The sequence below is a fragment of the Chitinophaga silvisoli genome (genome assembly GCF_003412465.1).
GTDB classification, from domain to species: domain Bacteria; phylum Bacteroidota; class Bacteroidia; order Chitinophagales; family Chitinophagaceae; genus Chitinophaga; species Chitinophaga silvisoli.
Genome location: NZ_QTJV01000013.1, coordinates 215,441 through 236,167, shown reverse-complemented (window position 1 = coordinate 236,167; position 20,727 = coordinate 215,441). Strand labels below are relative to the sequence as shown.

Below are 20,727 nucleotides of genomic sequence, written 5' to 3'. Positions count from 1 at the left end.
CCGGCTTTTTAATAAGTTACATAAAGCCTAGTTCCAGCTTCGCCTCTTCACTCATCATCTCTTTGTTCCATGCCGGATCAAAGGTCAGCGTCACATCGCAGTCACTCACGCCTTCGATGGCTTTCACTTTCTCATCTACTTCGCGAACGATATCGCCTGCTACCGGACAGCCGGGGGCTGTCAGCGTCATGGTGATAGCCACCCTGTTATCATCATTGATTTTTACTTCATAAATCAATCCCAGTTCCCAGATGTTCACGGGAATCTCCGGATCATACACTGTTTTCAGTACTTCTTCTATCTGATCTCTTAAGTTCATTGTTGCGATTTTACCTGGTAAGCTATTCCGTATATTTTCATTTGCTTGAGCATGCTCAGCAAACCATTGGAGCGGGTTGGAGACAAGTGGCTGCGCAGGCCGATCTCGTCGATGAAATAAATCTCGGATTCTGCAATTTCTTTAGGTGTGTGGCCGGAGAGCACGCTTACGAGCAGAGAAACCAATCCTTTTGTGATCACAGCATCGCTATCGGCGGTGAAGATCAGTTTACCATCTACGAGGTCAGTGTGTAGCCATACCTGTGACTGGCAACCTTTGATCAGGTTATCGTCTGTTTTATATTTCGGGTCTATCAGCGGCAGATCTTTACCTAGCTGGATAATGTATTCGTACTTATCCATCCATTCGTCCATAAAGGAGAAATCGGAAATGAGCTCGTCCTGTTTTTCGTTGATCGTCATTACTTCCTTTTTAAAAACTCAAATTAAAACCATCACTCAAATTAAAATTCAAATTCCCGTTTCAATTATCTCAACATAGCAGCAGCTTTATTGATGGCTACTACCAGTCTGTCAATATCTTCCTTGTTGGTATACATGGCAAAGCTGGCTCTTACAGTACCCGGGATGCAAAAGAAATCCATCACCGGCTCTGCACAATGGTGTCCTGTTCTGATGGCCACGCCTTGTTTATCCAGCAGCTCACCCAGGTCATAGGGATGAATGGTATCTACCAGGAAGGAAACAGCACCTGACCTATGCTTTGGATTGCCAATAAAACGCAGTCCTTCTACTTTGCTTAATTGTGCTACTGCGTAATTTACCAGTTGTTCCTCGTAGGCATGAATATTCTCCAGCCCGATTTCCTGCACATACTTTACAGCAGCACCCAGTGCAATTGCACCACTGATATCAGGTGTACCTGCTTCGTATTTAAATGGCAGCACATTGTAAGTAGTCTTCGCAAAGGTAACGGTCTTGATCATATCGCCACCACCCTGGTAAGGAGGCAGTTTATCCAGCCATTCTCTCTTTCCATACAGGATGCCGATACCTGTAGGGCCATAGATTTTATGCCCTGAAAATGCGACGAAGTCTACATCCAGTTCCTGTACATCGAGTGGCATGTGTTGAATAGCCTGTGCAGCATCCAGCATCACCGGAATATTGCGTGCATGTGCCAGTGCGATGATCTCACGCACGGGGTTCACGGTACCGAGTGAATTGGATACATAGGCTACGCTCACGATCTTTGTCTTGTCAGAGAGCAGGGCGGCGTATTCACTCATGATCAGTTCCCCGTTTTCATCCATGGGGATTACTTTCAGCACAGCGCCTCTGTCTTCACACATGATTTGCCAGGGAACGATATTGGAGTGGTGTTCCATGGCGGAAACGATCACTTCATCACCTGCTTTGATCACGCCGCGTCCAAATACGTTTGCGATCAGGTTGATACTATCGGTGGTCCCTTTGGTAAAGATCACTTCTTCATGTTCGCGGGCATTAATAAAGGCAGCGATGATATGACGGGCGGCTTCGTATTCTTCAGAAGCCACCTGGCTCAGGTGGTGTACACCACGGTGTACATTGCTGTTGTATTGTTTATAATATCGCTCCAGCGTATCCAGCACTACCTGCGGCTTTTGCGTCGTAGCTGAATTGTCAAGGTATACGAGCGGTTTGCCATACACCTTTTCCTGAAGCAGCGGAAAATCCTTTCTGATCTTGTCTATATCTAATGCCGGTGCAGCGATATCTGGAACGTGTGCCATATTATTCAATTTTGAAAAGACGGAGGTCATGTCATACTAAGACGACATGACCTCCTGCAAAGATCGTAATTTCTTACGGAATTAATTATTGATAGCGCCGGTTACGTACCTGCGGATCTTATCTGAAAGGAACTCCTGTAATGCAGGGATGTGCACCTGATCGGTAATATCAAATGCGAATGCATTTACCATGAGTGTTTTGGCAGCTTCTTCACCGATACCACGGGAGCGGAGGTAGAATAATGCTTCTTCGCTGAAACGGCCTACGGTAAAACCGTGGCTGCATTTCACGTCGTCAGCATAGATCTCCAGCTGTGGTTGTGAGTTGATATTTGCCTTCTCGCTCATCAGCAGGTTGTTGTTCTGCTGGAAAGCGTTTGTTTTCTGTGCATCCTGGTGAACCATGATTTTGCCGGTGAATACACCTTTGGCATTATCGAGCAGTACGCCTTTGTACAGTTCATTACTGTTACAATGAGCGACCTGGTGGTCCACGAAAGTATGGTTATCTACGTGCTGCTGTTCGGTAGCAAGGAAGAGGCCATGCAGGTTGGTCTCTGTGTTGCTGCCTGTCAGTGCCACGCTCAGGTTGTTGCGTGTCAGCTCAGCAGCAGGCAGGGTAAAGTTAAAGTGATGGTAGCGGCTGTCGGCTTTCTGCAGGGCAGAAGTGTGGTAGATGTGGCGGCTGTTTTTGATAGTGCTCTGAACATTGTAATGCCAGAGTTCCGCATTTTCTTCCAGTACTACTTCTGTTACGCTGTTTACGAAGGCGATGGCTGCTTCGTTCAGGCCTACTGCCGTCTCGATAATTTCGAGGGTAGCGCTTTTATGCAGTACTACCAGGTGGTGTGGCTGTATGAAGGCGTTTGCAGCGGCTGTATATACGTGAATGATGTGCAGTGGTTTATCGAGGCTGGCGTTTACACCAGCTTCAATGAACAGGCCATCGGCAAAGAAGGCTGCATTGAGTGCTGCAAAAGGTTGTTTTTGCAGGTGTGGGTGCTTGTCGAACCAGGCCTGGAGTTGCGCATTACCTGCAGCATCGCTGATTTTGGAAATAGTGATTTTTCCATCGGCAGGCAGCTGGGACAATGCAGGTTGCAGGCGGCCGTTTACCAGTACAGCGGTATAGCTGTCCAGTTTAGGAATGCTTGCACCTTTGAGTTGCTCGGCAGTTACAGTAGATTGCTCTTCTTCTGCGAGGGTGAATGCATCTTTCAGATAGCGCTGAATGTTGGTATAGCGCCATTCTTCAGTTTTGAGGGTCGGAAGGCCAAGCGAGCGAAAGCGGCTGAAAGCGGCTTTACGTGCAGGCAGGATGGCGTTGTTCACGTCAGTCTGCTGCTCAGGACCGGGCATCCCGTTTGATATAAAGTCGTAAAATGATTTATTGATATCGCTAGTCATGTGTTGAAATCTATAGACCGATTTGCCTGAGTTTAAAAAATGAGTACTTTGTCAGGACAAGAAATTTAGCACAATACCGGGCAGGGGAAATGACCTGTTGCCAGTACTGGCTGATTGCTTAGTCAGGACTTTGATCCTTATACGGATTCTTTCTGATGTACATCTTCTTTCAGCCAGTCGTAGCCTTTTTCTTCCAGTTCCAGCGCCAGGTCTTTATTACCTGTTTTTACGATGACACCATCTGCCAGTACGTGTACGAAGTCAGGTACGATATAATCGAGCAGGCGCTGATAGTGAGTGATCACCATGAATGCTTTGTCAGCTCCACGCAGTTTGTTTACACCGTTTGCTACGATACGCAGTGCATCGATGTCCAGGCCAGAGTCAGTTTCGTCGAGAATAGCGAATTTTGGATCCAGCATAGCCATCTGGAAAACTTCGTTACGTTTCTTTTCACCACCGGAGAAACCTTCATTCAGAGAGCGGTTCATCAGATTAGCATTAAAGTCCATCATCTGCTGTTTTTCTTTGGTCAGTTTCAGGAATTCCTTCGCTTCCATTGCAGGCAGGTTATGGTAAGTTCTGATCTCGTTCAGGGCAGTCTTGAGGAAATTCAGGTTAGATACACCCGGAATTTCTACAGGGTACTGGAATGCCAGGAAGAGGCCTTCGCGGGCGCGGTCTTCAGGAGACATGTCCAGCAGGTTTTTGCCATCGAAGATCACTTCCCCTTCAGTCACTGTATAGTTTTCCCGACCAGCGAGCACAGAAGCCAGGGAGCTTTTGCCGGCACCGTTAGGTCCCATGATGGCATGCATCTCACCAGCTTTGATTTCCAGGTTCAGGCCCTTTAATATTTTCTTACCGTCTACTTCTGCGTGCAGATTTTTAATCGTCAGCATGATATGTTTTGTTTCTCTGTTGTTTGCTTTGTAAATAAATATATCCTTCTCCTGCTATTAACCCACACTACCTTCAAGTGTGATGGACAGCAGTTTTTGTGCTTCTACCGCGAACTCCATGGGGAGCTGGTTCAGTACTTCCTTGGCATAACCGTTTACGATGAGGGCTACTGCCTGTTCTGTATTGATACCACGTTGGTTGAGGTAGAAGATCTGGTCTTCCCCGATCTTGGAGGTAGTCGCTTCGTGTTCTACGGTTGCGGTGCTATTCTTTGATTCGATGTAAGGGAAGGTATGAGCGCCGCAGCGATCGCCTATGAGCAGTGAATCACACTGGGTAAAGTTGCGTGCATTGGCAGCACGTGGACCTACCTGTACGAGACCGCGATAGGTATTATCGCTGGTGCCTGCAGAAATACCTTTTGAAATGATACGGCTGCGGGTGTTGCGACCCAGGTGATATATTTTGGTTCCGGTATCAGCAATCTGCTTGTTGCGGGTTACTGCTACGGAGTAGAATTCGCCTTCAGCATCATCGCCCTGCAGGATTACACTTGGATATTTCCAGGTGATAGCGGAGCCGGTTTCTACCTGTGTCCAGGAGATCTTGCTGCTATTTCCTTTACAGATACCGCGTTTTGTTACGAAGTTGTAAATACCACCGTTACCGTCTTTATCACCGGGATACCAGTTTTGTACGGTAGAGTATTTGATTTCTGCATGGTTCAGCGCGATGAGTTCCACTACTGCAGCGTGCAGCTGGTTTTCATCACGGCGTGGGGCCGTACAGCCTTCGAGATAACTTACGTAGGCATTGTCGTCGCAGATGATGAGGGTACGCTCAAACTGGCCGGTATTTTCCGCATTGATACGGAAGTAGGTGCTCAGTTCCATTGGGCAGCGTACGCCTTTAGGAATATATACAAAGGAGCCGTCGGAGAATACTGCTGCATTCAGGGCGGCAAAGATGTTGTCAGAATGAGGAACAACGGTACCCAGGTATTCTTTTACCAGTTCCGGATGTTCGCGTACTGCTTCACCGAAGGAGCAGAAGATGACACCCAGTTCGGCTAATTTTTCGCGGAAAGTAGTAGCAACGGATACACTGTCGAACACCACGTCTACAGCTACACCGGTGAGCGCTTTCTGCTCATTCAGGGGAATCCCCAGTTTCTCCATGGTCGCCAGGATTTCAGGATCTACTTCATCCAGGCTTTTTAATGATTTCTTTTTTGGAGCGGCATAGTAAGAGATCTTCTGCAGGTCCAGTTCAGGCATTTTAAAGTGCTGCCAGCTGGGCCACTGCATTTTCTGGAAGGCAGCGAATGCCTTCAGGCGCCATTGCAGGAGCCATTCTGGTTCTTCCTTTTTAGCAGAGATGTAGCGAATGGTATCCTCGTTGAGGCCAACGGGAGCCATTTCCATCTCGATGTCGGTGGTGAAGCCAAACTCGTATTCCTTGTTGGCTATGTCGTCAATTATTTCGTTGCTATTTCTCATTTTCCGGATTAATTAAGTATGCTGCCTTGCTGTCTTTATTTTATTATTATACAGCGAAGCTCTCCCCACAACTACATGTACGGGTAGCATTTGGGTTGTTAAAGAAAAGCCCTTTACCATTCAGACCGTCGCTGTAGTCCAATTCTGTACCGTAAAGATACAAGAGGCTTTTCATCTGTACTACTATCTTAACACCTTTATCTTCAAAGATTTGATCGCCGTCCTGTTTTTCTGATTCCTCAAATTTCAGTACATATTCCAGGCCGGAGCAACCCCCACCTTTAACGCCTACGCGTACAAAGGTATCAGGTGCATGGTTTTCCTTGACCATCAGGTCCTTAATATATACGCTGGCTTTATCTGATACTGTTATCATAATTGCTTCCTATTTTATGATATTAACCTATTACTGTATGTGTTTTAAAATCTTCGATTCACCTAACAGGGAGATCAGGCGATTGAACTTATTCTTGTAGGGCTCGGTAAAGTCTTTACCATCCGCCGTGTACAGGTGTTCTTTCATGATGGGAACGGAGTAAGGCAATACCCACGCTCTCAATGCTTTAGCTACGGAATCCATTGCATTGATGCCCTGCATGGCCTGATGACCATCTCCCCAGCACACCAAAGCTACGACCTTTCCTGTTAAATATGGATTACTGAGTTTGCTGGTCATTTCTAACCAGTCCAAAGCATTTTTCATGACCCCGGTCATACTTCCATGATAAAGCGGGGTGAGCCATACCAGCACATCTGCTTTTAAGAAGGCATCGCACATGGCCTTTACGGATTCGGGCATGTCGCCCTTGGGATATTCAAAGAACGGTATATGCCCGCCTTTTGGACTGAAAACTTCGGTAGAAAAGCCTTTTTGGCGGAACTGTTCTTCAAAATAGGCAGACAGCCTGTTTGCCGTGGTGTATGGACTTGTATCCATCGTTCCATTGAAGATCAAGACGTTCATCTGTGTCCTTGTATTTATCGTTTAGCTGCCGGCTTTTTGGACCGTGGAGCCCGTTGATTGTCGCAACAAATTTTTTTTACTCCTACAAAATTACGACATTTGAGAATAAAACAAGTAAATACTTGGAAAATTATAAACCCATCACGAAGGCAACAGCAGATAGATTCCTGCAGTTACTGAAAACGAAGGGGCCTCAGTCGGCCGCTATGCTGGCCGCTGCTTTGAATATTACAGGAGAGGGCGCCCGGCTGCAACTGCTGAAACTGGCAGAAGAAGGACTGGTGATGTCGGTAACGACATCTAAGGGGGTAGGTCGTCCCGTGCAGATCTGGGACCTGACCCCGGTTGGGCATGCTCATTTTCCGGATACCCATGCAGAATTTACTTTACAATTATTAGAAACTATACGTGTTGAGCTGGGTGAAGAGGCGCTGGATAAAGTAGTGGCCGCCAGGGAACAGCAGCAGCATGAGAAATATTTTAATGCACTATCTGGTATTACAGACGTAGCGGAGAAACTGGAGGCGTTTGCGGCTTTGAGAACCCGGGAAGGGTACCTGGCGGAGTGGCAGGAAGACGGGGAGGGTGGTTTTTATTTTATTGAAAACCATTGCCCGATCTGTAATGCGGCGCTGAATTGTGCCAATATCTGTAATTCGGAGCTGAAGACCTTCAGGAACCTGATGGGTGATGGGGTGGAGGTGGAGCGCGCTGATCATATCATCAGCGGCGCCCGCAGGTGTGTGTATAAGATTGTGGTAACGGTCAATTCCTGGTCTAAAGAACTTGATTCCTGATATAATTAGAATTTTTTAATAAATCCTTTTCCCAAGAATATCCAGGCTCCTTTCGATGCCATCCAATACGGCGATATTGGGCAAATGCGCCCAGGAACTGAATCCCAGTTTCTCAAATAATTTAATACTCGGTTCATTATGGGAGAAAATAAATCCCAGCAATGTCTTTACCCCAATTGAAGGGCATTGTGCCATCGCATATTCGAGAATTTTCTTTCCATATCCCTTACCTCGTTGATTTTCATCTAAATAAATACTGATTTCGGCGGTACCATCATAGGCCGGCCGGCCATAAAAAGACTGGAAGCTTACCCAGCCTATCATGATTCCATTTTCTTCTACGACCCATAAAGGGCGTTTTTCCGGGTTGTGTACATGAAACCATGGCATACGGCTTTCTACGGATACAGGTGCTGTGTCGGCAGTAACCATTCTGCCGGCAATGGTGCTGTTGTAGATGGCTACAATAGCGGGCATGTCGAGGGTGGTGGCGTTTCTGAATTGCATAAAGGCAAAAATATAAAGATTTTGGACAGGGCAAAAGGGGCTGCAGGGTGGATAAGGATTGAAATATTGGGGCTGGCAGGTAATACTGCCTTTAAAACGGGTTCTAACCTACGCCTGTTCTACTTTGTAAGGTAGATATTCCGCAGATAACCCGCAGATAACCCGCATATAAGCCGCCAATAACCGGCATTCTAAAAGAGGCGGCTTATCTGCGGGTTATTTCCGGCTCATAACCGGCTTATCCGTATTTTTTACCATACAAAAGGCCCGGTTTAGCATGGCGCTAAACCGGGCCTTCATTCATATACTTCACTGGTTAATAATGTAATTCGTAATTGTACTCGCTGGAGAGGAGACTGAACATATAGGCATCTACAAACTTCCCTTTCTGGAAAAAGGCTTGCCTGAGCAGCCCTTCCTGCTGAAAACCGAGTCGTTCCAGGAGCAGGATCGACAGTTTATTGGCCGGGTCTACAACCGCTTCGATCCGGTTCAGCGACAGTACTTCGAATGCGTATTGCAGTAAGCGGTTCAGGGAGGCGGTCATGATACCCTTGCCCCAGAAAGCGGGGAGGAGGTCGTAACCCATTTCCGCCTTATAATGCGTTTTGTTGATATGATGCAGGCCGCAGGTACCGATCAGGGTATCATTGTCCTGCTGGAAGATGCCCCAGCGCATACCTTCTCCGCTCAGCAGCTTCTCCCTGAAAAAGACGACTAACTGTGCGGCTTCGGATACATTGATGAATCGCTCTATATCCATAAAACGGGTCACCTTTTCCGAAGAAAATAAATTGAACAATGCGGCGATGTCTTTTTCGCTGATAGGTCGCAGTTGTAAGTGTTCTGCTTCCAGCACAGGAACTTCCATCTCTTTATATTGTTGATTCATGCTTTATTTTTCGGCCGACTCACGCTTGTGAGCCACGCTCACTTTTCCTTAACTTACTTCTCCGGCGCAGCTTCCGCCGCAGCCTCACTCGTTCTGCGCACCTCCACCTTCTTCAATACTGCATCCCCCAATAAAATAGCCCAGGGCTTCATTTGTTCGATATTTTCAAAAATAATCTTCAAAATAGCAATGAAGGGAATGGCCAGGAACATTCCCGGTACGCCCCACAACAAATTGCCCGCTACTACCGCCAGGATGGTAATAAGTGCATTGATCTTCACCTTGCTGCCCACGATGCGTGGCAGCAGCACATTACTATCCAGGAAGTGCACTACCAGCAAACCTACACCCACCTGGATGGTAGTTCCGAGTGTACTGTTTGTCAATGTCAGCAACATAGAAATGACGGTCGCCACATAGATGCCCAGGTAAGGAATGATATTGAAGATCGCGGCCATAATACCTAACAGTGTCGCATACTTGATTCCTAAGATCCAAAAAAGACAACAGTTCACAAAAGCAACAACCACCATTTCAATCATCAGTCCTGTTACATATCCCTTAATGATCAGTCGTGTCTCTACAATCACACTGAGCAGGGTTTCCCGGTGTTTTGCATCGAACACGGTAATGAGGAATGTAACCAGCAGTGAACGATAGAGCAGGAGGAAGAAGGTATATAATAACACGAAGATAATAAAGATCAGGAGGGAAGACAATGACAAGAGGGTAGTGCTCACAAAAGCAGTAGCAGAGCCCAGTGTGCCCATGGCCAGTTGTTCTAAATAATCCATCTGGCGGGCGGAGTCAATGTGAAATTTCATATTCACCCAGGCTTGCAGATCGGTAATGGTATGAAGCAATTGTTGTTGCAGGTGTGGAAAATCGGCTACAAAAGTGCCCATTTGCGTAGCCAGCAGCATACCGACACCAAAGAGCAAAATCACGACTAACAGGATAGTGGTAAGGGCGGCCAGGGCCCTGGAGAACCGGCATTTTTCAAGAAAGCTGGCGATGGGCAGCAGCATGATAGCTATCAGAAAAGCAAAGGCCAGCGGTACCAGCAGCTCATGTCCCAGCCTGGCAATATACATGAGCAGGATAAGGGACAACAGGGTGAAAGCAAGTCTTGCATTAAAGGGTAGCTTTACTTCATTCATGGGATGGTTTTATAATATTTTTATAAAGGAAGGTAAAAAAGAGCAATAAATTGGCCAAAGCCTAAATAAAAACGGTTCTGCCGGGAGGCAAAACCGTTTTATTTTTTTAAAGTATTGCTTATTTACAACAACTGCTTCATATATGGAATATAAATCTCACTTTCATTCGGTCCTACCAGCGAAATAAAGAAATGATTCCCGCTCATTTTAAAAACTCCTTCCTTCACATACCTGTCTATAAACTCATACATCGGGATGCCTGCCATCGCAAAATCCATGGGTACAGGCAGTTTGATGTAGTGCCCTGCAGGTATACGCTTCGCCATCAGGTTCTCGGTCAGTGCCATCGTCATCAGGCCCTGTGTCACATCTTTACATGGCAAAAAGATCCCGGCGAACATACTCATTTGCTCATACGAAGTAACGGGTACTGCATCCAGCGTACTGGTAATCACCCTGGCCTGTGGCAGTTCCTGTATTTGCAGGATCTTCCTTAAGCGCAGCTCCTCCCTCGTCATCTTCATAATCATATGCGCCACCGGATCCTGGCCCCGCGACAGGATAGTATAATACAACATACTCTCAGGCAGGTACGTCATCTCAGTGCGCTCAAAATTGAAATAAGAAGTGATCGTATCGCCCTTTTTATCAAACGCTTTCACGATAGAATCTACCAATTGCAGGGTACGTTGTTCATTGGGCAGGGTGGGAATCTTCCTGAAGCTGCGGGGACTCTTATCAAAATACTGGGTAAACGCTTTTGTAAAAGCAGCAACAGTTGCATAACCTGAGCGTTCAGCAATCTCGCTGATATTGTACCCGCTATGCCTGAGCAGGCCTGCAGACAACTCCAACCGATGTCTTTTTACATATTGCCAGTAAGGTTCCCCGATTACCTGAGTAAAACTGTGATAGAAGTAAGAGTAGGAGATGCCAAGCCATTCGGAAACGTGTTTCATCTCAAAAGAGTCAGAAACATGATCATCTGCAAAACACAGTGCTTTGAGTGCTAACAGCTCCATCTGCTCCTGAGGGGGAGGTTTTTGTTTCATAGCGAAGTTTATTAAAGCAATCAATCGGTTAGGGCTAAATGAGGTTCATCGTTAAGGACCATTTCATCCAAAATTCTGGTAGTATTTTACGATGAATTGATACTATTCGAAAGTAAGGTATTAGGTTCAGATAATAAAAAAAACGTTTCAACAAATGTATGCAACTAAACTCCCTGATGCTAAGCATTTAAAGCTAATATGTGAGTGTTTTTGTCTATTTATAAGTCTCAATATCGAGTGCCTGTAAATAATAATTGAGTAGTTCTAATTTCCCGGAGTAGTTGTTCAGCCTGCAAAAATGTACTATTTTGCGGCTGTTGTTTTGAATGAGAATGCCTGCTTTACAATTTTATGCCAGTCTAATTCGTTATAAAACAATGTCCTGATACCCCGTTACAAATACCTATCGAAATGCGATGAAAAAAGGTCACTAATCAATCACGAATGTTGATGCCAAATCTAATTGCATTGAGAAACCATTTTATGCGTATTATTTCCAGGAAGGTACTAGTTACTTTATTTGTTTGTCTCCCCTTTGCCGTTTTTGGGCAGTACTGGCAGGTTGGTGGTGCATTAGGGATCAGTAATTACAGCGGGGATTTATCACAGTCACGGGTGGATATGCGCTATACGCGATATCACATTGGTTTGTTTGTAAAAAGGGATCTCACTCCCCATGTTACACTGGGTGCCGGGTTTACATATGCGCGGATAGCCGGTGCAGACAGTACAAACAAGCAGATCGATTTAAGAAACAGGAACCTGAGTTTCCGTTCTCCTATCATGGAAGGTCATATTAGGTTAGAATTAAATTTATTTGATATTGATGATAAGGGCTGGACTCCATATGTATTTGGTGGAGTAGGTGTCTTTAATTTTTATCCGACCACCCGCGATGCGAATGGAGACGTGATTAAACTGAGAGGACTGAATACAGAAGGGCAGGGGCTTCCACAGTATCCTGACCGTAAGCAATATAATCTTACAAGTGTTTCCATACCATTTGGTGCAGGTGTAAAGTTTTTGGTGCGTGACAACCTGGTAGCGGGTTTTGAAATAGGCCTCCGTAAAACGTTTTCTGATTACCTGGATGATGTGAGTAAGGGCTATGCGGATTACAATACATTGTTGGCTGCATATGGCCAGAAAACGGTGAGTTATGCATACAGAGGACCGGGTGCTTATCCTGAAGAAGGGTTTCCCAGAGGGTCACAGAAGTATGATGACTGGTATGTGTTTACTGGTTTTACGCTGGCGTATCGCTTTGGTGGTGGCAGCGGCCCTTATAATCATTGGGGTAAACAGAAGGTGTCCAACTGTCCGAAATTTTAAGGAAGGATGCGTTTGAAAAAGCGTATTAAATTGTATGTCCTCAAAATTTTACATGTACTTAAAGACACAAAAAAAAGCAGCCTGTATTTAGGATATAGTGTACGAACAGGACCATTTCCCCACTAAAAGAAACACGAAATTCTAAGCTGTTCAAAGTTTTAGTAAGTGTAAGTTGGTGCTGGTCAACGATCTTCAAGGATTTTTGATTTTGGCATACTTCTTGAAATTTCATAGGCAAAACAGGAATAAAGAGAAAGCGATTAACAACTGATCATTGAAGTGAACGAATTCAGAAATCGCGGAGAGAGTAAAGAATAAGAAGCACTGTGATGGTTGTACGCTTTTCCTCCCTGTTCATTTGTTACCACTCTCCTCATGAAGATCCGATCGCGCTAACTTTATTTTACTTACTAAACCTTAGGATCATGAAAAAGATAGTATTCATCATCTTATTTATATTAGGAGGGTTCATTGTTTCGAATGCGCAGCCACCAAGGCCTCCGCATCCGCACTATGTAAGGCATCACAGGCATTTACCGCCACATCCTCCACTGCCACCGCGTCCGCCATTGCCGCCGCATCCGCATCACAGGGTGACACACCATCACCACTGGCATCACCGGCCGCACAGACCACATCGTTATCACCGTCATGTGTATAGTGATGTAGCACCGGCACACACTTTAAATGCGACTTTTAACGTTTAAGTATATATTAATTCCTATATTTTAATTCCAATCAATTTTACCAAAAACTAAATCAAACAGTATGAAACAGATAGTATTAATGATGCTGCTGATGGGCGGAGCCGTTGCAGGTGCACAGGCACAACATGGACATCGTGGAAATGGCTGTGATAGAGGTTACCGTGTTCATGCTGGCCGTTGGGAAGATTGCAATAAAAGCTATCGTGGTGCTTATTATGATTGCCGCCCGGGCGCAAGAGTATTTGTACCAGTACCAGCACCGGTTGCAGTTTGTGCGCCAGCGCCAGTACCTGCTCCAGTAGTTGTTTATGCCCCAGCGCCACCGCCACCTCCACAGGAAGTTGTGTATGTGAAGAGACCGAGAGTGGTGATTAATGCGAATATTAGCTTATAGTTGATGTGATATTAAAGTACAGTAAGGCTGTTCCCTTCGGGAATGGCCTTATTTCGTTTTGGGATGATTGTGGTCAGGTTTTTGGATGCCTTTATGTTGGGGGGCGTTTTTTGGGGATGCCTTTATGTTTGGGGGGCGTTTTTTGGATGCCTTTATGTTGGGGGGCGTTTTTTGGGGAAGCCTTTATGTTGGGGGGCGTTTTAAGGGATGCCTTTATATTGGGGAGCGTTTTAGGGATGCCTTTATGCCGGGGCCGCCCACTGCGTCATCTATATCAAAATAAATGCTTTTGCGGTAGCAAAAGCATTTATTTTGGTGTTACCTTCGCATAAATTTTTCAAGGATTTGTATGGCATATAAGAACCTGAAACACTTCATAGATACACTAGACAAAGCCGGAGAACTGGTCCGCATCAAAACCTTCGTAGACCCTATCCTGGAAATCTCCGAAATCACTGACCGGATCAGCAAATCCCCCGATGGCGGCAAAGCCCTCCTCTTTGAAAACACCGGCACCGACTTCCCTGTTCTTATGAACTCCATGGGCAGCCTTAAAAGGATGTGCCTGGCGCTGGGTGTCAACGAATTAGACGACATCGCCCGCCAAATCGAAGACCTTTTCAAAATGCTTTCCAAACCCAAAGAGAGCATCCTCGATAAACTCGCCATGCTCCCTAAACTCGGCCAATTCGCCAGCTGGATGCCTAAGGTAGTCAGCGGCAAAGGAGCCTGCCAGGAAGTTGTCATGGCCAACCCGGACCTCTCCAAAATCCCGGTCATCCAATGCTGGCCTAAAGATGGTGGTCCCTTCATCACCCTCCCTGTCATCCACACCAAAGACCCGCACACCGGCATCCGCAACGTCGGCATGTACCGCATGCAGGTGTTCGATGGCCAGATGACCGGTATGCACTGGCATAAACACAAAGTCTCCGCTAAACACTACAACGAATACAAGGCACTGAAAAAACGCATGCCGGTAGCCGTTGTACTCGGTGGTGACCCTGTCTATACTTATTCTGCCACCGCTCCACTTCCTGAAAATGTGGATGAATACATGCTGGCGGGCTTCCTGCGCAAGCAGAAAGTGGAACTGGTAAAATGCATCTCCCAGCCTGAAATCGAAGTGCCTGCTGATGCTGACTTCGTGATCGAAGGCTATGTAGATCCGGAAGAAGACCTGATCTGGGAAGGACCATTTGGGGACCACACCGGTTACTATTCCCTCGCAGACTGGTACCCTCGTTTCCATGTTACCGCCATCACCCATCGTAAAGATGCCGTATATCCTGCTACCATCGTCGGGATTCCCCCGCAGGAAGATGCTTACCTCGGTAAAGCGACTGAAAGAATTTTCCTGGCACCGATTAAAATGGCGATGGTGCCTGAAATGATCGATATGGAAATGCCGGTAGAAGGGGTATTTCATAACCTGGTGATAAGCAAGATCAAGAAAGACTACCCAGGCCAGGCGCAGAAAGTGATGAACGCGATGTGGGGCGCAGGCCAGATGATGTTCAACAAAATCCTGGTTGTCGCCGATCAGCACACGACCATCAGTGATTACAAATCACTGGCGCAATATATGTTTAAGCACCTGAATCCTGCTACAGACATCTATTTCAGCCAGGGCCCCATGGATGTACTCGACCACTCCTGCTCCAAAATGGGCTTCGGTGGCAAGATGTGTATCGATGCTACCACCAAGTACGACGAAGAGATTTTGGATAGTCATGTACGGGATATCAAACCTGCTGCTATCAATAAAGCTGAACTGCAAAAACGTTTCCCTGAAATCAAGGGGATCAATGATAGTCTGCTGGCAATGGATATTCCATGCCTGTTCGTAGCAGTACAAAAAGCACGTCCCCTTCATGTTAAGGAACTGAATGAGCAACTGTATGCGCTGCCTGAAATGCTGGGCATCAAGATGATCATTTATGTAGAACATACTGTAGATGTCAGCGACCTGGCGACCACCCTGTGGCGTTTTTGTAATAACCTGGATCCAAGAAGGGATAGTTTTGTAGTACGTAATCCTGTTGCCGGCCAGCCTGGAAAAGAGTGGGCAGGCGTAGGGATGGATGGTACCCTCAAAACCAGGCTGCTGGATGGCTTTGAGCGTGACTGGCCAAATATTGTAGTGGCTGATGATGAGACTATTCGTAAAGTAGATGAGAAATGGGCTTCTTTAAATATCGGGCCTTTCCTGCCATCGCCTTCGCTGAAATATAAACCACAAATGTATGGGGAAGAAGCTGTGGTACCACAGTAAATACCTGCTGCTGTTATTGTTTTGCACTAACAGTGTTGCACAGGTAAAGCCGGCCGACTTTAAGTATGTGGATCACATACTGGGGTATTGGCGTATGCCTACGAAGCACAGTACTTTTACAGAGTATTGGGTGAAGAAAGATGATAATACCTGGGAAGGAATGACACATCGTATAACCGGGAAGGATAGTGTGGAGATGGATAAGATGCAGTTGGTGAGGAGTGGGAATGATCTTGTTTTTACTGTAGTGGCAGTGGCGGATCCGAAGACTGGAAAGCCGGTACCATTCAAGGTGACGGTGATTCAGGCGAATGGGTTTGTGGCGGAGAACCCGGATTGTGATTATCCGCAGAAGATCGTGTATAAATGGAAGAAGGTGGATGAACTGGAAGTGCATTTCAAGGGGGAGAAGGAGAAGACATTTAGTGAGATCATATTGGAGTATAAGCGGAAATAGTTTTATGGAATTCCCATTTGCGTAAATCAATTTCCCAAATGCATAAATAACAAAGGCAAAGCTGTAATAGCTTTGCCTTGTTGTTTTACAAGTCTTAGGACAGTCTGCAATTGTACTTCATTTGAGTTGGTCGTACAATTTATTATACCGCCGCGCCTGATCACAGGATGCGGCTATTTTTTTACTTCTCCGGTGCGATTGGGATGAGCTCAGCTCATCCTAATCGCACCGGTCTACCGCGGTTCTGGTGATTGCGGAGCAATCACCAGAACCGCGGCGATTTATTATTTATGAATTTCTGAAGTAAAATGAAACTCCACCTCCGGGTTATTCGCCCGCTCCGTATTCAAATACCACTCACTCTGCGCCAGGTACACCAGATGTCCATCCTTATCCTCTACCACATTCGCCTGTTTAAAACGAATAAACTCCTCTACCTTCGCCTTATTGCCCGTTATCCAACACGCCTTATAAAACGGCAAAGTATTAAACATACAAGACGCTCCATACTCCTGCAGCAACCTATACTGTATCACCTCAAACTGCAGATCACCCACACAACCAATAATCTTCCTGTTACCACCATGCTGCGTAAACAACTGCGCCACACCCTCGTCCGTCAACTGTCTCAGGCCCTTCTCCAGCTGCTTCGTCTTCATCGGATCCTTATTCACCACCTCCTTAAACAACTCAGGAGAGAAGCTTGGAATACCCGTAAAATAGAAGTTCTCACCCTCCGTCAGCGTATCTCCAATCTTAAAGTTCCCGGTATCAAACAAACCTACCACATCCCCCGGAAACGCATCATCCACCACATTCTTCTCACGCGCCAGGAAGGTATATGGGTTACTGAACCGCACATCCTTATCCAACCTCACATGATGATAAAACTTATTACGCTCAAACTTACCGGAACACACACGTAAAAACGCGATACGATCACGGTGCCTTGGATCGAGGTTCGCGTGAATTTTAAAGATAAAACCACTGAATTTATCATCCGCCACCGGTACCGGGCGTGTACTTGACTCACGATCTCTCGGTGTAGGTGCGATCTCCACGAAGGTATCCAGCAGATCCTTCACCCCGAAGTTATTCACCGCACTGCCAAAGAACACAGGAGCCATCTTTCCCTCCAGGTATTCGGTATTCTCGAATGTATCATACACACCTTCAATCAGTTCCACATCATTCCGCAGCTGCGCCGCATCTGTTGCATTGAAGGTCTTATCGACAAAATCACTGCTCAGGTCCGGCAGGGGCACGATATCATCATCCGTCGCTTTCTTGTTAGGCGCGAAGGATACAAAGCTCTTATTATACAGGTTATATACCCCTTTGAAGTCTGTACCGCCATTGATCGGCCAGCTCAGCGGACGTACCTTGATACTCAGTTTCTCTTCCAGCTCATCGAGCAGGTCGAACGGATTCTTACCATCACGGTCCATCTTATTGACAAAGATGATCACCGGGGTATCGCGCATGCGACATACTTCCATCAGTCTTTCCGTCTGCTCTTCCACCCCCTTTACGCAGTCGATCACCAGCACAACGCTGTCCACTGCCGTCAGGGTACGGTAGGTGTCTTCCGCAAAGTCTTTGTGACCCGGGGTATCCAGCAGGTTCACCAGCATATCCCGGTATTCGAAAGTCATCACGGAGGTAGCCACGGAGATACCACGCTGCCGTTCTATTTCCATAAAGTCGGAGGTCGTATGTTTCTTGATCTTGTTAGACTTTACGGCACCCGCAGTCTGGATCGCACCACCGAAGAGCAGGAACTTTTCTGTCAGGGTAGTCTTACCGGCATCCGGGTGGGCTATAATAGCAAATGTCTTTCGTTTATTGATTTCGCTTGCGTACTTCATATGCGTTTGTACCAAAAATGTGTGCAAAGGTACGAATGAATTGTGAAATGGATGTAATCTCACAATTTATCATTACTTTACATTTGATCAATGATTGCCACAACGCTATGATTGCCACCATTAAAATATTATGGAGTAGCCTGAAAATGGCAGCCCAGGAGCTCAGGATGAACAAGCTCCGTACTTTTTTGTCCCTCTTAGGTATCACCATTGGTATCTTTTGTATCATCACTGTATTTACTGCTACAAACAGCCTGGAAAACAATATCCGCAAAGGGATGGAAGCGCTTGGCTCCGACGTTATATTTATCCAGAAATGGCCATGGGATGGCGGTCCTGATATGCCCTGGTGGAAATTCGTGAACCGGCCGCAGCCAAAATACAAGGAACTCCATTCCATCATGGAAAAAACGCATACCGTTGAGTATTCGGCATTTGCGTTTTCTTCGGGCAATAAAAGAATAGATTACAAAAGCGAGTCTATGGAAGGGGTAGAATTCCTGCCTGTGACAGCAGATTATATTAAAATCCAGTCCCTGAAGATCATCGGGGGGCGTTTCTTTGCAGGCAAGGAAAATGACGGGGCCAATGTAGCTATCCTGGGTGGAAATATCTGGGATGGACTGTTTGGAAGCCCGGAAGCGGCACTGGGCAAGGTGATCCGGGTAGCCGGCCGGCCTGTGAAGGTCATTGGCGTACTGAAGAAAAAAGGGGCCGGTATGGATGCCATTAACTATGATAATACGGTAATGGTGCCTTATGCCTTTGGCAGAACGGTCGTAGATGAGCGCGTATACGGCGATCCTTTTATCATTGTAAAGGCAAAGCCGGACGTATCGGTAAAGGAAATGAAGGATGAGCTGACCGGGGCCATGCGGGCTATCCGCAGGCTGCGCCCTACTGAGGAGGATGATTTTTCCCTGAATGAAATTACTTCCATTGCCCAGAACCTGGAATCCGTATTTACAAAAGTAAATCTTGGAGGGGTGGTGATCGCCATGTTTGCCCTGATTGTGGGCGGATTTGGGATTGCCAATATCATGTTTGTGACGGTGAAGGAGCGGACGAATATCATTGGCCTGAAAAAGGCGATTGGGGCCAGGAAGAAGGTTATCCTGATGGAATTCCTGCTGGAAGCGATCATGTTGTGCCTGGTGGGTGGCGGATTGGGATTGCTGCTGGTGTACCTGGTTACCATAGTGATTAATAGTACAGGCGTGTTCCCGGTGGCACTGACCTTTAAGAATATCATGGTGGGATTGAGTGTGAGTACGGTGGTAGGGATCATTGCAGGGTTTATACCAGCGTATTCGGCTTCAAAACTGGACCCGGTGGTGGCCATCAGAAGTACCTGATAAATGGAGGATAAAATTCAGAAATCCGTTTTTGCCCACGGCAAAAACGGATTTTCTTTTAAAGCACCCATAAGCAGATTTTCTTTTAAATTTGCACCCATGTCAGTAAAAATACTCGCGATAGAGTCGTCTTGTGATGAAACCAGTGCTTCCGTACTGGTAGATGGAAAAATCCTTTCCAATTATATAGCTAACCAGACTATTCATGAGCAATACGGTGGAGTGGTGCCTGAACTGGCTTCCCGCGCGCACCAGGAAAACATCGTTCCCGTGGTAGATTATGCCCTCAAACAGGCAGGCATACGCAAAGAGGAACTGGATGCCATTGCTTTTACCCAGGCCCCCGGCCTGATTGGTGCCCTGCTGGTAGGTAGTTGTTTTGCGAAGTCACTGGCACTGGCACTGAACAAACCACTTATTGCCGTTCACCATATGCAGGCCCACGTACTGGCCAACTTCATCGAAGATCCTATTCCTTCATTTCCCTTCTTATGTCTCACCGTATCCGGGGGGCATACCCAGATCGTGCGTGTAGATAGTCCCCTGCAGATGAAGGTGATTGGTGAAACCCTGGATGATGCTGCAGGCGAAGCTTTTGATAAAAGTGCGAAATTATTGGGCTTACCTTATCCCGGTGGTCCATTGATCGATAAGTATGCAAAACAGGGAGACCCGGAAAAATTCAAATTCCCTGAACCGCAGATCCCGGAACTGAATTTCAGTTTTAGCGGGTTGAAGACATCCATTCTTTATTTCCTGCAGGAAAAACAAAAACTGGATCCTGATTTTGTGCAGCATCATATGGCGGACATTTGTGCCTCTATACAGCACAGGATTGTCAGCATACTTATGAATAAGCTGAAGAAGGCATCGAAAGAAACGGGTATTAAGCAGATTGGTATAGCGGGTGGTGTGAGTGCCAACTCCGGGCTAAGAACCGCTTTGCAAAGCTACGGTGAAAAGTATGGCTGGAAGACTTACATCCCGAAATTCGAATATTGTACGGATAATGCAGCCATGATTGCCATCACAGCCTATTATAAATACCAGGCCAAGGAGTTCGTAGGGCTGGATGCGGTACCTGGTGCAAGAGCAGCTTTTTAA

21 protein-coding genes are annotated in these 20,727 nt (G+C 46.4%); 7 read left to right on the top strand and 14 right to left on the bottom strand.

What is annotated here, in order from left to right; genetic code table 11:
• Nucleotides 1-16: 16 nt before the first annotated feature.
• From DXN04_RS28545 to DXN04_RS28510, 8 genes are all read right to left on the bottom strand, one after another.
• Complete coding sequence (locus DXN04_RS28545; protein WP_116856822.1) at nucleotides 17-319, bottom strand: SUF system Fe-S cluster assembly protein; 303 nt, start codon at nucleotides 317-319, stop codon at nucleotides 17-19.
• Nucleotides 316-741 (bottom strand): SufE family protein, encoded by a 426-nt coding sequence (locus DXN04_RS28540; RefSeq protein ID WP_116856821.1) that lies wholly within the window; start codon nucleotides 739-741, stop codon nucleotides 316-318. The genes DXN04_RS28545 and DXN04_RS28540 overlap by 4 nt, the downstream gene beginning before the upstream one ends.
• A gap of 65 nt (nucleotides 742-806) precedes the next feature.
• Nucleotides 807-2,054, bottom strand: coding sequence for an aminotransferase class V-fold PLP-dependent enzyme (locus DXN04_RS28535; protein ID WP_116856855.1), 1,248 nt, complete (start codon nucleotides 2,052-2,054; stop codon nucleotides 807-809).
• An 81-nt stretch (nucleotides 2,055-2,135) separates the two neighbouring features.
• Entirely contained in the window at nucleotides 2,136-3,461 is a 1,326-nt protein-coding gene (gene sufD, locus DXN04_RS28530; protein WP_116856820.1) for a Fe-S cluster assembly protein SufD, read from the bottom strand.
• Nucleotides 3,462-3,598: 137 nt separating this feature from the next.
• Nucleotides 3,599-4,363, bottom strand: a complete 765-nt coding sequence (sufC, locus tag DXN04_RS28525) for a Fe-S cluster assembly ATPase SufC (protein WP_116856819.1) — start codon at nucleotides 4,361-4,363, stop codon at nucleotides 3,599-3,601.
• Nucleotides 4,364-4,420: 57 nt separating this feature from the next.
• Nucleotides 4,421-5,863 (bottom strand): Fe-S cluster assembly protein SufB, encoded by a 1,443-nt coding sequence (sufB, locus tag DXN04_RS28520; RefSeq protein WP_116856818.1) that lies wholly within the window; start codon nucleotides 5,861-5,863, stop codon nucleotides 4,421-4,423.
• Between the two features lie 46 nt (nucleotides 5,864-5,909).
• Nucleotides 5,910-6,239, bottom strand: coding sequence for a HesB/IscA family protein (locus DXN04_RS28515; RefSeq protein WP_116856817.1), 330 nt, complete (start codon nucleotides 6,237-6,239; stop codon nucleotides 5,910-5,912).
• Nucleotides 6,240-6,269: 30 nt separating this feature from the next.
• The gene (locus DXN04_RS28510; protein WP_116856816.1) at nucleotides 6,270-6,827 is read right to left on the bottom strand and encodes an NADPH-dependent FMN reductase; all 558 of its coding nucleotides are present in this window, start codon (nucleotides 6,825-6,827) and stop codon (nucleotides 6,270-6,272) included.
• A gap of 122 nt (nucleotides 6,828-6,949) precedes the next feature.
• Here DXN04_RS28510 and DXN04_RS28505 point away from each other — a divergent pair, with 122 nt between their 5' ends.
• Nucleotides 6,950-7,624, top strand: a complete 675-nt coding sequence (locus DXN04_RS28505; RefSeq protein ID WP_116856854.1) for a helix-turn-helix transcriptional regulator — start codon at nucleotides 6,950-6,952, stop codon at nucleotides 7,622-7,624.
• A 15-nt stretch (nucleotides 7,625-7,639) separates the two neighbouring features.
• On the opposite strand, the gene DXN04_RS28500 is transcribed toward DXN04_RS28505, so the two are convergent.
• The 4 genes from DXN04_RS28500 to DXN04_RS28485 all read right to left on the bottom strand — a co-directional run bounded on the left by DXN04_RS28500 (nucleotide 7,640) and on the right by DXN04_RS28485 (nucleotide 11,235).
• Nucleotides 7,640-8,131 (bottom strand): GNAT family N-acetyltransferase, encoded by a 492-nt coding sequence (locus DXN04_RS28500; protein ID WP_116856815.1) that lies wholly within the window; start codon nucleotides 8,129-8,131, stop codon nucleotides 7,640-7,642.
• Between the two features lie 316 nt (nucleotides 8,132-8,447).
• A complete protein-coding gene (locus DXN04_RS28495; RefSeq protein WP_116856814.1) occupies nucleotides 8,448-9,023 on the bottom strand; it encodes a GNAT family N-acetyltransferase in 576 nt (191 codons plus the stop codon).
• Between the two features lie 53 nt (nucleotides 9,024-9,076).
• Nucleotides 9,077-10,183: an AI-2E family transporter gene (locus tag DXN04_RS28490; RefSeq protein WP_116856813.1), complete on the bottom strand. Its 1,107-nt coding sequence runs from the start codon at nucleotides 10,181-10,183 to the stop codon at nucleotides 9,077-9,079.
• Between the two features lie 122 nt (nucleotides 10,184-10,305).
• The gene (locus DXN04_RS28485; RefSeq protein ID WP_116856812.1) at nucleotides 10,306-11,235 is read right to left on the bottom strand and encodes a helix-turn-helix domain-containing protein; all 930 of its coding nucleotides are present in this window, start codon (nucleotides 11,233-11,235) and stop codon (nucleotides 10,306-10,308) included.
• A 450-nt stretch (nucleotides 11,236-11,685) separates the two neighbouring features.
• Between DXN04_RS28485 and porG the strand changes: the two genes are divergently transcribed.
• Nucleotides 11,686-12,567, top strand: coding sequence for a type IX secretion system protein PorG (gene porG, locus DXN04_RS28480; RefSeq protein ID WP_158569206.1), 882 nt, complete (start codon nucleotides 11,686-11,688; stop codon nucleotides 12,565-12,567).
• Nucleotides 12,568-13,035: 468 nt separating this feature from the next.
• Here the strand turns inward: porG and DXN04_RS28475 are convergent, their stop codons facing one another.
• A complete protein-coding gene (locus tag DXN04_RS28475) occupies nucleotides 13,036-13,239 on the bottom strand; it encodes a hypothetical protein (protein ID WP_147320089.1) in 204 nt (67 codons plus the stop codon).
• Between the two features lie 96 nt (nucleotides 13,240-13,335).
• Here DXN04_RS28475 and DXN04_RS34650 point away from each other — a divergent pair, with 96 nt between their 5' ends.
• From DXN04_RS34650 to DXN04_RS28460, 3 genes are all read left to right on the top strand, one after another.
• On the top strand, nucleotides 13,336-13,668 hold the full coding sequence (locus DXN04_RS34650) for a hypothetical protein (protein ID WP_147320088.1): 333 nt from the start codon (nucleotides 13,336-13,338) through the stop codon (nucleotides 13,666-13,668).
• Between the two features lie 349 nt (nucleotides 13,669-14,017).
• Nucleotides 14,018-15,943 (top strand): menaquinone biosynthesis decarboxylase, encoded by a 1,926-nt coding sequence (locus DXN04_RS28465; protein ID WP_116856808.1) that lies wholly within the window; start codon nucleotides 14,018-14,020, stop codon nucleotides 15,941-15,943.
• Nucleotides 15,915-16,400 (top strand): DUF6265 family protein, encoded by a 486-nt coding sequence (locus tag DXN04_RS28460; RefSeq protein ID WP_116856807.1) that lies wholly within the window; start codon nucleotides 15,915-15,917, stop codon nucleotides 16,398-16,400. Before DXN04_RS28465 ends, DXN04_RS28460 begins: the two co-directional genes overlap by 29 nt.
• Nucleotides 16,401-16,684: 284 nt before the next feature.
• Here DXN04_RS28460 and DXN04_RS28455 read toward each other — a convergent pair whose 3' ends face one another.
• Nucleotides 16,685-18,268, bottom strand: a complete 1,584-nt coding sequence (locus DXN04_RS28455; RefSeq protein ID WP_116856806.1) for a peptide chain release factor 3 — start codon at nucleotides 18,266-18,268, stop codon at nucleotides 16,685-16,687.
• A gap of 47 nt (nucleotides 18,269-18,315) precedes the next feature.
• On the opposite strand from DXN04_RS28455, the gene DXN04_RS28450 reads away from it, so the two are divergent.
• Nucleotides 18,316-19,623, top strand: coding sequence for an ABC transporter permease (locus DXN04_RS28450; protein ID WP_158569204.1), 1,308 nt, complete (start codon nucleotides 18,316-18,318; stop codon nucleotides 19,621-19,623).
• Nucleotides 19,624-19,722: 99 nt separating this feature from the next.
• A complete protein-coding gene (gene tsaD / locus DXN04_RS28445) occupies nucleotides 19,723-20,727 on the top strand; it encodes a tRNA (adenosine(37)-N6)-threonylcarbamoyltransferase complex transferase subunit TsaD (RefSeq protein ID WP_116856804.1) in 1,005 nt (334 codons plus the stop codon).